This window comes from Bergeyella porcorum (assembly GCF_042427575.1).
Classification (GTDB): domain Bacteria; phylum Bacteroidota; class Bacteroidia; order Flavobacteriales; family Weeksellaceae; genus Bergeyella; species Bergeyella porcorum.
This window is the reverse complement of record NZ_JBHMFD010000012.1, coordinates 92,174-105,561: the sequence shown is the minus strand read 5'-3', so window position 1 is coordinate 105,561 and position 13,388 is coordinate 92,174. Positions and strand designations below refer to the sequence as shown.

9 protein-coding genes and 1 tRNA gene are annotated in these 13,388 nt (G+C 38.1%); 6 read left to right on the top strand and 4 right to left on the bottom strand.

Features of this window, described 5'->3' with window-relative positions; genetic code table 11:
* Window positions 1-286: 286 nt before the first annotated feature.
* The 6 genes from ACFFUE_RS07015 to recG all read left to right on the top strand — a co-directional run bounded on the left by ACFFUE_RS07015 (window position 287) and on the right by recG (window position 10,039).
* A complete protein-coding gene (locus tag ACFFUE_RS07015; protein ID WP_376833906.1) occupies window positions 287-2,413 on the top strand; it encodes a S9 family peptidase in 2,127 nt (708 codons plus the stop codon).
* Between the two features lie 161 nt (window positions 2,414-2,574).
* Window positions 2,575-4,227: a peptide MFS transporter gene (locus tag ACFFUE_RS07010; protein ID WP_376833904.1), complete on the top strand. Its 1,653-nt coding sequence runs from the start codon at window positions 2,575-2,577 to the stop codon at window positions 4,225-4,227.
* 25 nt (window positions 4,228-4,252) lie between these two features.
* The gene (locus ACFFUE_RS07005) at window positions 4,253-5,719 is read left to right on the top strand and encodes a bifunctional metallophosphatase/5'-nucleotidase (protein WP_376833902.1); all 1,467 of its coding nucleotides are present in this window, start codon (window positions 4,253-4,255) and stop codon (window positions 5,717-5,719) included.
* A 100-nt stretch (window positions 5,720-5,819) separates the two neighbouring features.
* Window positions 5,820-7,223, top strand: coding sequence for a peptide MFS transporter (locus ACFFUE_RS07000; RefSeq protein WP_327985069.1), 1,404 nt, complete (start codon window positions 5,820-5,822; stop codon window positions 7,221-7,223).
* A 134-nt stretch (window positions 7,224-7,357) separates the two neighbouring features.
* Window positions 7,358-7,879: a thioredoxin family protein gene (locus tag ACFFUE_RS06995; RefSeq protein ID WP_376833900.1), complete on the top strand. Its 522-nt coding sequence runs from the start codon at window positions 7,358-7,360 to the stop codon at window positions 7,877-7,879.
* Window positions 7,880-7,954: 75 nt separating this feature from the next.
* Window positions 7,955-10,039, top strand: coding sequence for an ATP-dependent DNA helicase RecG (gene recG, locus ACFFUE_RS06990; RefSeq protein ID WP_376833898.1), 2,085 nt, complete (start codon window positions 7,955-7,957; stop codon window positions 10,037-10,039).
* Between the two features lie 586 nt (window positions 10,040-10,625).
* On the opposite strand, the gene ACFFUE_RS06985 is transcribed toward recG, so the two are convergent.
* The 4 genes from ACFFUE_RS06985 to ACFFUE_RS06970 all read right to left on the bottom strand — a co-directional run bounded on the left by ACFFUE_RS06985 (window position 10,626) and on the right by ACFFUE_RS06970 (window position 13,375).
* A complete protein-coding gene (locus ACFFUE_RS06985) occupies window positions 10,626-11,414 on the bottom strand; it encodes a Fic family protein (RefSeq protein WP_376833896.1) in 789 nt (262 codons plus the stop codon).
* Window positions 11,415-11,687: 273 nt separating this feature from the next.
* Window positions 11,688-11,761, bottom strand: a tRNA-Met gene (locus ACFFUE_RS06980).
* Window positions 11,762-11,805: 44 nt separating this feature from the next.
* Window positions 11,806-13,086, bottom strand: a complete 1,281-nt coding sequence (locus ACFFUE_RS06975) for a peroxiredoxin family protein (RefSeq protein ID WP_376833894.1) — start codon at window positions 13,084-13,086, stop codon at window positions 11,806-11,808.
* Between the two features lie 61 nt (window positions 13,087-13,147).
* On the bottom strand, window positions 13,148-13,375 hold the full coding sequence (locus ACFFUE_RS06970; RefSeq protein WP_376833892.1) for an Fjoh_0651 family PID-CTERM protein: 228 nt from the start codon (window positions 13,373-13,375) through the stop codon (window positions 13,148-13,150).
* Between the last annotated feature and the right edge of the window lie 13 nt (window positions 13,376-13,388).

The window sequence follows — 13,388 nt, the reverse complement described above, 5'->3', positions numbered from 1 at the left end:
CTAAAGTCAGCCCTATTCCAAACGGGAAATGAGGGCAATTTTCGGCTAAAGCCTTTTCTCTCTAAACGGCATAGAATGGGCTAAAATCCTATTGAAACCCAAATTACGTGATAGACTTTAAGCCATAAACTTCAAAATATCAGCCTGAGCGAAGAAAACCCAATATGAAATAACAATTTACAATTAACAATTGATAATTAACCATTAAAAAGAAGCCCTTACAGCAAGTGGCTTCTTTTTATTTTAAGAAAATTTAATATATTTGGGCTTTCAGTTTTATAGCGTTATGAAAAAAATACTTCTTACCATAGCTTGTGCAGTATATGTTACCAATTTTGCACAAGACATCTCGTTAGACAAAATCTATTCTGGTTACTACCGTGGCAAAGGCATTGCAGGTATTGCCTCCCTCAAAAACGGAGAAAACTACGCCGTGATAGAACCTCAAGGCATCGCTAAATATTCCTACAAAACCACACAAAAAGAAGGCTACATTGTAGAAGGAAAATACCAATCTTACGAATTTTCTAATAACGAAAGCAAAATCCTTCTACTGAAAGAAAGCCAGCCGATTTACAGACATTCTTTCCTTGGAAAATTTGATGTAAAAGACCTCGCAACAGGTAAAACCATTGCCCTAAACAATGGCAACGCCGTGCAAGAGCCTCGTTTTTCACCAGACGCCACCAAAGTAGCATTCATTGCAGATAATAATCTTTTCTATCAAGACTTAGAAACAGAAAAAATAACGCAAATCACCTACGATGGTAAGAAAAACCACATCCTCAATGGACTTGCCGATTGGGTATATGAAGAAGAATTTGGACACGCCAGATTATACGAATGGACTAAGAACTCCAATGCCATTGTCTTCATAAAATCAGACGAAAGCCAAGTCCCAGAAATGAATATGCCAATGTACCAAGGGCAACTCTACCCTCAAGACTTCCGCTTCAAATATCCTAAAGCAGGCGAGCCCAACTCCGTAGTCTCCGCACACCTATACCAATTGGGAAATTCAGAGGTTCAGGCTTTAGACTTGGGCAATTTCAAGAAATATTACATCCCTAATGCGATTCAAACAGCAAAAAATGATGAAATCATCCTCATCACTTCAGAACGCACCCAAAATGCTTCCGATGTTTTAAAGGTAAATACCAAAACTGGAAAAGTTACCAAACTTTTCACAGAAACAGATGAAAAATGGATAGAAACAGACCATATCACAATGGAGTTCCTTGCCGATAATTCATTCATCTGGAGCAGCGAGAGGGATGGCAATAGACACCTATACCTCTACGATGGCAATGGAAAACTGAAAAAACAAATCACCAAAGGAAATTGGGAGGTAACAGACTACTATGGATACAACCCAAAGACCAACGAAATCTTCATCCAGACCAACCAAACAGGAAGCATCAATAAAGTAGTAGCGAAAGTAAATCTTTCTAACGGGAAAAGCACCATTATTTCCGATAAAGAAGGGAACAATTCGGCTAATTTTAGCAAGAATTTCCACTACTTTATAGAAACCAGCTCCTCAGCAGAGAAACCTTATACCTTTACCCTGAAAGACCAGCAGGGAAAAACCGTGAAGGAACTCCAAAACAACCAAGAGATGCTCTCTAAACTAAAAGCAGACCAATGGATTGCCAAAGAATACTTCACCATTCCCAACGAAGCAGGCGACCAGATGAACGCTTGGATTTTGAAGCCTAAAAACTTTGACCCAAACAAAAAATATCCCCTCTTTATGTTCCAATACTCGGGCCCTGGCTCCCAGCAAGTGACCAACTCTTGGGACGGAGGCAATGGGCTTTGGTTCAATCACCTCGTACAGCAAGGCTATATTGTAGCCTGTGTAGATGGGCGTGGCACGGGCGGCAAAGGTACAAAATACAAAAAAGCTACCTATATGAACCTAGGCAAATATGAGATAGAAGACCAGATAGCCGCCGCCAAATGGCTGGGCAAGCAGTCTTACATCGATAAGGACAGAATCGGGATTTTCGGGTGGAGCTTCGGTGGCTATATGGCAAGCCTTGCCCTTACCAAAGGTGCCGATGTCTTTAAACTGGGCATCGCCGTAGCTCCCGTTACCAACTGGCGTTACTACGACACCGTCTATACCGAAAGGTTTATGCGTACACCGCAAGAAAACCCAAGTGGCTATGATGACAACTCCCCTACCACCCACGCCAAACTGATGAAAGGGAAGTTCCTAATGATACACGGTACCGCAGATGACAATGTCCATTATCAGAATGCCGTAGAGTTTGCAGAATCTTTGATACAAAACAAAAAGCAATTCCAGTTTATGACCTATCCAGATAAAAACCACGGCATCTACGGAGGCAATACCAGACAACACCTCTACCAGATGATGACAGATTTTATCAAGGAGAATCTTTAATAATGGTTGATAGTTGTTGGTTGTCGGTTGACAGTTGATGGCAAACCAACTCAAAACTTAGAATAGCTAGGAAGTTAGAAGGTTATACGGTTAAGAAGTCTTTGTTCTTTTCTCTTTCCTCTTTCTTCAAAAAAATTAAAAACTTAAAATTTTATATAAAAATGAAATCTAAACATCCAAAGGGCTTGCCCTACTTATTCTTTACCGAAATGTGGGAAAGGTTTGGTTATTACCTTATCCTCGGTATCTTCGTACTCTATATGATAGACCCTACCGAAACAGGGGGACTTGCTATAGATGATAAAAACGCCGATGATATCTTCGGTACCTTTATCGCACTCACCTATCTTACGCCTTTCCTCGGCGGATTCTTAGCCGATAAAATCTTAGGCTATGTGAAGGCCATCTACATCGGAGGAGCACTGATGGGGCTAGGCTATATCGGCCTAGGTGTTTTTAAGGAAATGCCATTGTTCTACGCATCGCTAGGAGCCATTATTGTAGGTAACGGCTTCTTTAAGCCAAGTATCTCTACCCTGCTGGGTAACCTCTATTCTGAAGACCAATACAAAGACAACAAAGATGCGGGATACAATATCTTCTATATGGGAATCAATATCGGAGCCTTTGCGTGCAACATCATTGCTGCCTTTATGCGTAATAAATTCGGCTGGGGCGAGGCATTCATCACAGCGGGTGTTGGGATGTTCATCGGACTCATTATTTTCTCATTGGGAAGAAAACACATTCTCCACGCCAATGTATTGAAGCCATCTCAGGAGGGCGATACCACCATTGGTTCTATTTTAGTAAAAGTATTCTTACCTGCCATTGTTGCAGGAGGATTAGGCTGGGTAATTCCTGGCAACATCTTCGGTTCAGACTCTACCGATGCTTTCATCTTTGCGTGTATCCCTGTAATCTTCTTTTATGTATCGCTTTACCTTCGTGCCAATAGCGAGGACAAAAAACCTATCGGAGCTTTATTAGCCATCTTTGCTGTGAGCTTAATGTTCTGGGCGGTATTCAAGCAAAATGGTACTGCACTTACCCGCTGGGCAAAAAACTATACCGATAGAAGCGTACCTGCTGCAGTAGAAAAACCATTGGAGAGTATCTACCTAGTGGAAGCCAAAGATTATAAAACCACCGAAGTTCCAGTATATGATGAGCAATACCAAGCCGTAAAGAAAAACGGTGAAGCCGTGAAAGAACAAGGAAAAGACATCTACTTCCGAAACATCAATACTGAACAAAGAGCTGAATTGGAAAAAAATCCTGAGAAAAAAGTATTCCTCTACAATACGGAGTTGTTCCAATCCATCAATCCATTTTGGGTAATTCTACTTACACCAGTAGTAGTGGGCTTCTTTATGATGCTTCGCAAAAAAGGAAAAGAACCTACTACACCAGCTAAAATTGTATTGGGATTATTCATCTCAGCATTGAGTTGCTTGGTAATGGTAGGGGCGGTATATGCAGGAGACAATGGTGCTACAAAGGTTTCTGCCCTTTGGCTTGTAGGGGCGTATGGTGTAATTACTGTGGGAGAGCTTTGCCTTTCTCCAATGGGACTTTCATTGGTATCCAAACTTTCACCACCAAGGATTACCGCCCTGATGATGGGAGGCTTCTTCCTTTCCACTGCCATTGGCAACAAACTTTCGGGCGTATTGGCAAGTATGTGGTACAGCTACGATGATAAAGCCAATTTCTTCTTAGTTAATTTCGGTTTACTATTACTGGCTACCCTCATTGGGCTTTCCATCTTGAAGAGCCTTAATAGAGCCTTGAAAGAAAAAGGTGTGAAATAAAATAACATTTCTAAACAGTTTTAAAGTGAATTTATTAAAACTTTTAATGCTAACCGCTTGGGTCTTTACTTTTGGAAACATTAGGGCTCAGGCGGTTTCCATTTTATATTTCAATGATGCCCACGAGATAATGCCCGTCTCTTTTCAAAACCATACCAAAGGAGGAGTGGCAAGGCTAAAAACCCTAGTAGATGAGGTAAAAAAACATCACCCCACCCTCACTATTTTTGGAGGCGACCTTGCAGGAGGTACGCTCTTTGGCAAAATGTACAAAGGTTTTCCAATGGTAGAGGCTTTCAATAAGATTCCAATAGACATCGCTAATTTTGGTCAGCACGAATTTGATTTCGGAGTAAAAAATGCCCATAGTCTAATGGAAAAATCACAGTTTGATTGGATTACTTCCAATATCACACACCGCAATGGGCAACCTATTTTCAACTTACCCAAGTATAAAGTTCAAAATATCAATGGTATTAAAATAGGCCTCATAGGATTAACAGATAAGGTGAACACCTCACTCCCTGGTGAAGATTTGGCAGAAAAAGATTATCTAATCGCTGCAAAAGAAGCTATCACGCTACTGAATATGGAAAACCCAGATTATATCATTGCAGTTACCCAAATGCCTTTAAAGGACAATCTAAAACTTTTGGAAACATTTCCTATAATAAAACTTGCCCTTACAGAAGAAACCTCAGAGCAAATTACAAGAGTGGAACACATTAGAAATCAATACATCATCTCTCCTATTGGCAATATGGGGTCTGTGGTAGAAATTCAAGTGCAGAAAGAAAAAGATGGCAATATTTCATCTGCTATTAAAATTCACTACTTAGATGAAAGTATTCCTCAAAACCCTGAGTTAGAAAAAATAGCCAATGATTACCAACATCAAATGGAGCAAACCTTAGCTGAAAACATCTCTACGCTTCCTTATGACCTAGACCGTGGCACTCATCTACAAACCGAATCTGTTATTGGAAATCTAATCACTGATGCTTATCTATCTTTCTTCAAAACCGATTTTGCAATGATGAATGCTGGAGGCATACGAGCCGAACGGCTGAAGAAAACGGTTACTCTTAAAGAAATATATTCTATTTTACCTTTTGACAATCAAGTTGGTGTTATAGAGCTTTCTGGGGAAGAAATAAAAGAACTAATACAGACGGGGCTTAAAAATTATACCAACTTGGGTGGAGAATTCGTTCAAGTTTCGGGACTTTCGTACCGATTGATAAAACTTTCTGATTCAAAATCTGCTATATTGGAGGAAGTATGGGTAAATGGAAAACCGATTGATTCTCAAAAGAAATACTCCATCGCTATGCCTTCTTACATCATCCAAGGCGGAGGTGAATACACCTCTGTTTCACCTGAAAAAATAAGCAATCGCCAGATGATACCCTATGCTGAACCTTTGATTTGGTATCTGAAAAAACATCGCGACCTACACCCAAAATTGGAGGGAAGAATTTCTGTAAAATAGCATACACCTCAATTCAGAACGATATTTTCATAAAAAAAATCTTGCTCAATTCTGAAAAAAAACTAAATTTGCTAAGTATTAACGAAAATTAACAATCACTATGAGTATAGTAATCGAAAAAAAAGGACACCCAAAGGGACTCTACCTTTTATTTTTCACCGAAATGTGGGAAAGATTTTCCTACTATGGTATGCGTGCAATCTTAATTTATTATCTCACTAAAACCTATCTACAAGGAGGACTTGCAATAGACCCAGAAAAAGCGAGTTTAATCTTCGGATACTTTGCTGGTTTTGTATATTTTACGCCATTAATTGGAGGCTGGCTTTCGGATAAATTTCTAGGACAGAGATTAGCCATTACCATTGGAGGGATTACAATGATGCTAGGACAATTTACTCTATTCGCCCTCAATACACATACGGGATTGTATCTGGGATTATTCCTTCTCATCATCGGGAACGGATTTTTCAAACCTAATATTTCCACCCTAGTAGGGAATCTATACGAAGATGGTGACGATAGACGAGATGCCGCATTTTCTATTTTCTATATGGGGATTAACCTTGGAGCTCTTTTGGCACCAATCGTTATTGGAATCTTAACAGAAGATATTTTTGCACAGAAAGATGCTTCTGGTGAAATAATGACTTATGGCTACAAGTATGGTTTCTTAGCAGCTGGTATAGGAATGCTTTTAGGACAGATTTTATTCAATAGTTTGGCACAAAAATATTTGGGAGACATTGGCAAAAAACCTAAAAAAGTTCTTAATGTAGAAGATGAAATTACCGTAGTACAAGAAACGGTAGAAACTGGTGGTGAGAATGTAAAAACTGTTGAAAAGCAGAGAATCAGCGTTATTTTCATTTTGTTCTTATTTTCTGTATTTTTCTGGGCAGGGTTTGAACAGGCGGGTTCTTCTATCGCTCTTTATACCGACAACTTTATCGATAGAAATGTTACACTTCCATTTGTAGGGAATTACACCATTCCTGCTTCGCTATTTCAATCTGTAAACCCTTTCTTTATTGTAGTTTTAGCTCCATTATTTGCAATGTTTTGGAGTTCTCCATTAGGAAAAAAACTTACCACCCCTGTGAAAATGGGATTGGGGATGATTATCCTTGGGATAGGATTCTGGTTTATGCTAGGAGCAGTTTCAGAACGAGGTGGAGATATTGCAGACCCTACCATTAAGGCTAGTCTATGGTGGCTGGTAATGACATACTTTACGCATACCATCGGAGAACTTTGCTTGTCTCCTGTAGGACTTTCGGTAGTAACCAAATTAGCACCAGTAAGATTAGCATCATTGCTAATGGCGGTGTGGCTATTATCCTCTTCGGTAGCCAACTTCTTAGGAGGATACATTGCAGCTTATGTAGAAAAGATGGGAGCTGGGCAAGTATTCACTTACATCTCTGGATTTGTAATTGTCTGCGGTGTCCTTCTGTTACTTCTAAGTAAGCAAATCAGTAAGATGATGCACGGTATTAAGTAATCAAACATTTTATTTGTATTTCATATTAAAAAAGAGAGGCAGGTTTCATAAGGAATCTGTCTCTTTTTATTTTTGAGACTTAGATTTATGTCTTTGGCTTAGATTTTGATGCTTCCCAAATGCGTTCTTGGATTATGAAATATTGGATTATCTTTCTGTTTTGTTTTCCCTACTTCGCTTTCGGACAAGTGAAGTGGATGACTATGGAACAAGCCTTAGAAGCCCAGAAAACACAACCTAAAAAAATCCTCATCAACTTTGTTACCCAATGGTGCCAAGCCTGCAAGACAATGGAAAACAACACTTTCAGCCATCCTGAAATTGCACAGTATCTCAATACGCATTATTACGCTGTAAAATTTGACACCGAAAGTCAGCAAAAAGTCAACCTCTATGGCAAAACCTTTACCAATACTTCGGCAGAGAAAAAAAATCACCTGCACGATTTTGCCAAGTTTATGAATATAAACGCCACCCCCAGCCTTGTTTTTCTAGATGAAAACAGTACACCCATCACCATTTTACAAGGAATGCTCACCGCAAAAGAACTGGAGCCTTATCTTCCTTTTTTTATCCATAACGATTACAAAAAAATCACCACCAGAAAAGACTGGGACAATTATCAGAAAAAATTCAAGTCTAAAATCAAAGATTAAACGCTACTCAACATAGAAAAAAGTTTGATTTTTTAAAGAAATTCAACGAAATTTGTGCTTTAATTTTTTCACTTCTTGACTTTAGAAACCTCCATAGAATACCTCAAAGGCATCGGTTCCGAACGGGCAAAAATCATTAAAAATGTTTTGGGAATCGCTACGGTAGAAGATTTTCTCAACTTCTATCCTATCCGCTATTTGGACAAAAGTAAAGTCTATCAAATTAAAGATTTATCTGATAACCTTCCAGATATCCAACTGAAAGGAACCATTTCTCAGCTAAAAGAAGTAGGAACGGGTAGAAATAAACGGCTCACCGCCAAATTTCAAGATGAAACGGGGACAATAGACCTGGTCTGGTTCCAATATTCGCAATGGATGAAGGAACAAATTCCCATTCAGAAGGAAGTTTTCATTTTTGGAAAAATCAATGTGTTTAATCAGCAATTTTCTATGCCCCATCCTGAAATAGAGATGGAAGAAACTAAAGAAAAAGAATCACGGCTAAGACCAATCTACCCTAGTTCGGAAAAATTAACCAAAAGAGGATTGAATCAAAAGTTTTTCCAGAATATTTTAAAAAATATTTGCTTGGAACTTCCCCAGTTGATACAAGAAAATCTTCCTGTATATCTGATAAAAGCATTGAAACTAATGGGAAGAATAGAGGCTTTTCTCAACATTCATTTCCCTCAAAATACGCATTATCTCAACGCTGCAAATCGCCGCTTAAAATTTGAAGAAGCTTTTTTTTTTCAATTGGGCTATGCTTTAAAGAAACAGCACCATCGTAGCCACGCCATTGGCAATCCTTTTCCTGTGGTGGGAGATTATTTCAATCAGTTTTACAATCATCATCTTCCGTTTGAATTAACCAACGCACAGAAGCGGGTTTTAAAGGAAATCCGCACGGATATGAAACGCCCCATCCAGATGAATCGCCTATTGCAAGGGGATGTAGGCTCTGGGAAGACAATGGTAGCCCTACTATCTATGCTTTTAGCAATGGACAATGGCTTCCAAAGTTGCTTAATGGCACCTACGGAGATTTTGGCTCAGCAGCATTATAACGGTATTGCAAAACTCCTAGAAAACACCGATATTCAAATCAAACTACTGACGGGTTCTACCAAAAGTAAAGAGCGAAAGCTTATCCACGAAGCGTTGCAAGATGGCTCTTTGTCTATTCTGGTAGGTACCCACGCCGTGCTGGAAGATGCGGTAATCTTCAAAAATTTAGGCCTTGCTATTATTGATGAACAACACCGCTTTGGAGTAGCACAGAGGGCAAAGCTTTGGGCAAAGAACACCATTCCGCCCCATATCTTGATTATGACGGCTACGCCGATTCCCAGAACCTTGGCAATGAGTTTTTATTCGGATTTGGAGGTTTCCATAATAGATGAGCTACCCGTAGGAAGAAAACCCATTATCACTGCACACAGAAGAGAAAAAGACCGCACATCGGTTTATCAATTTTGTAGAGATGAGCTCAGAAAAGGCAGGCAAGTCTATTTTGTCTATCCCCTCATTGAGGAAAGTGAAACTTTGGATTATAAAAATCTGATGGATGGTTTTGAACATCTTGTACAGCACTTTAGCGATTATCAAGTTGCGGTATTGCACGGGAAAATGCCACCAGCGGATAAAGATGCTGCGATGCAGTATTTCGCATCTGGGAAGGCTCAAATAATGGTAGCCACAACAGTAATAGAAGTGGGCGTTAATGTCCCCAATGCCTCTGTAATGGTGATAGAAAGTGCGGAGCGTTTTGGACTTTCCCAACTGCACCAGCTTCGGGGGCGTGTAGGGCGGGGAGCAGAGCAAAGCTACTGCATCCTAATGACTTCTGATAAGCTGAGTAACGAGAGTAGAAAACGCATCAAAACAATGTGCGAAACCAATGATGGTTTTAAAATTTCGGAAGTAGATATGCAACTGCGGGGCCCTGGAGATATCTTGGGAACCCAGCAGAGTGGCGTAGTAGATTTCAAACGATTAGATTTGGTAGAAGATGGTGACATCATCAAAGTAGCTAAAAATACCGTAGAAAAAATCTTACAAAACGATGCTCATCTTACACATTCTGAACATCAAAGCACGAAACTTTACTATCAAAAACAGTACCGAGGAAAAAATAAATGGGGAAAGATATCGTAAGCAAGATACAAAAAGCTAAGAAGATATTTCCCTTTGTTTTTTGAAAAATTTCCTAACTTTGGGCTTGTGAGTTATCCCTCACTTTTATCGAGCATTAGATAAATGCTACACATTATTTCAAGATGAACGCCAAACCATTTATAGATATTGTCATAGAGCAACTCCGTGCCGATGCTTTTGGCGAAGAATTATTGTTTAACCTAAAAGAGTTTACGAGATGAAAAATTGGTTTGAATTTTTAATTGAAATAGTATTGTTTATAATATTTGTAGCTCTTCCAGTTTATATCATTAATAACACGATATTTAAAGACATAGGCATACCTACTTGGATATGGGTTATAATTATTGCCTGCCTTATTTATATAAGAAAAAAATAAATGACCGATTAATTTCGGCCTTTTTTTGTCCTTTCCCCAAAAAACAATTCCTGCCATTTTGCACAAAACATTTAGAAATCAAATACTTTCGAATGTAATGCTGTAAATTTTTATACACTTCTTTTTTCAAAATCATCAAGACAATTCCCTTTAGACTCCGCAAAAAATTAATACAAAGGTACTTCTATATTTGATTATAAATAAACTTTATTTCACTATATCCAAAAGCCTATTTAATCCGTTTTTTACACTTTCGTATATCAAAGATTTAAAAGGCTGTTTATTGTTGCGTACTTGGGCTTCTTCTAAGGCGTTATAATACTGCAAACGGCTTTCCGTGTCGCCTTTCAGTATCGCAATAGGATAACCGCCTTGTAATAAGATTAAATTCATTAATAGGCGTGAGGTACGCCCGTTACCATCTGTAAACGGGTGTATGCTTACTAATCGCTCGTGCATTTCTGCGGAAAGTTCTACGGGGTGTAGAGTTTCCCTATTAGCCTTATACCATTGCATTAGTTTTTCCATTTCTTCCGCGACTTTATAAGGCGGTGGCGGTATATGCTCTGCCCCCGAAATTAACACTTGTACACTTCTATAACCCCCTGCATTTTGCCTATCTATCCCCTGTAAGATTAAGGCGTGTATTTGCAAAATATCCCTTTCGGAAATAGTGGTTTTTGCCTTTGCTAAGTCTTTGATATAATCAATGGCTTGGGCGTGGTTTATGGCTTCTAAATGCTCGTTTAAGGATTTTCCGCCTATGGTTAAACCTTTTTCTATGATTAACGCCGTTTCCTGTAATGTTAGAGTGTTTCCCTCTATCCTATTACTTTCATAGGTATAGGTTACCTCTAAGGCTTTATTTATTTTTTCGCTATGGTTTGCCTTATATCGGGTTAGTTGGTCTTTTAGTTGGGTTAATATATCGTAATTCATTCTATAATTTTTATGATTAGGTTCGTAATTCATTTGCTCCTCTGCAAAATCAATCATTTTAATAGCATTAAATGAGGTGTACTCTTATATTTTCAACAACTTTTAAGCCTCTAAAAAAAGAATAGCTTCATTATTAAACTTTGAATATATGAACATCACAAAGGTAAAATAATTTTAAAATTTGTGCCACCATTGTGCTACCAACTTGCAACATAATAGTATTTAATAAAATTCCCCCCTCACCCCTCTAAAACCCCACTAATAGTGCATTTACGATAAAAAAGGACATAAAAAAAGGCACTCATAAAAAGTGCCTAATTTCAAAGGTTGTAGCGAAGACGGGAATTGAACCCGTGACCTCAGGGTTATGAATCCTGCGCTCTAACCATCTGAGCTACCTCGCCATTTGAGTGGTGCAAATATATAAACTATTTTCCACTCCACCAAATTATTTTATCCCCAAATAATCTAAAACTTCTGATAAACGATTGGGCTTTGCTAAAATTTTATTGTCCTTGTCCAAAATAAAATAACTCGGTGTGGCTCTTACATTGTATTTTTCAGCCACTGGACTATACCAACCCTTTAGTTCTGAAGCATTTATCCAAGGATACATCTTAGCTTTCGCTTCATAAAATTCTTTATTACTATCCAAAGAGAAACCTATAATTTCTATATTTTTAGACTTCATATCTTTGTAGTGTGGAATAAATTTCGGCAATTCTGTCTCGCAATGAGAACAAGTGGAAGACCAAAATACCACTACTTTTTTATCCGTTTTAATATCGTAAATGGACTTTGCTTTTGTATTAGTGGGGTTTTCAAACTTATAATTTTCAAAAATTGCCCCTACTGCTGTTTTTCTATTTTGCTCAATAGTCCCCGATAACCTATCATTGATGGTACAGGTTAAGCCTTGTGCTTTTGCTAAGTACTTGTTTTTAAGGCTTTCCATAGAGTACATATCAAAAATCTCTATAAGCTCGGAGAGTACCGTCTGCCCACGAGACGACTCTAAGTTAACCGCTGTTAATAATTGGTCAATTGAAGTTTCTAATGCACTCGGTTCTGTCTGTTTTAAGAAATCTATTAGTATAGGTCTCATTAAGCCAGAAGTTTCTAAATATTCTGAAGTATTGGAGAAAAAGCCAATCACTTCCTCCTGTGTTACCTTTCTCTTCGGATCTTCTACCAAAAACTTCTGATACGCTTTATTATAAAAATCTATAAATGGATATTTTGCCGTATCCAAATTAGAAGTTGCTAAGACCTCTATTTCTTTATCCAAAGCTTTATAAAACTCCGATGAAGGGCGATAGAAATTTTTAATCTGATAGAAAACAGGCAATAGATTTTCTCTTTTGGATTGTACATCTTGTACTTTATTCATCAAGGCATTGGCTTCATCCCCATAAGCTACTTCCGTTACCTTATTACCCTCCGCTAGAAGATTTAGCCTAATATCCTTATTTTCGGATACAAAATTTAAGGTATAATTATTCTCTGGAAAATAAGCCTTCATCATTCCTATATAACTCTTAGGATACTTGAAACTCCATTGATTTTTATTCTTTTCCACTTTAGATATTAAGACATCTTTAGAACCACTAAGTGTATAAAGATATACTTCCTTCGGAGAAAAACTATCCGATGATTCCACAGAAATATTAAACTGTGCTTGGGCACCTGAAAATACCGTACCCAACAATACTACTAAAAACTTTTTCATAGTGTAAAAATACAAAAACTCACTAATTTCTTAGTGAGTTTTATGAGTATATTAACATTTTTTATGCTAATTTTCTTCTCTTATTGTAATAGTATATTCCTACAATAAACATTACAGCTACTACTAACAATAAGCCTTCGTACATATCGATTGGAGTAGCTTGACTACCAACTGACTCTGGTGGAGGTGGATTAGTTCCTTCATCTGGTCCCTCAAACTGAGCACTAACAACATTTCCAAGTAGTAAAAATACTAAAAGAAATAAGTATCTAAATATATTTTTCATCATTATCTTAAAATTA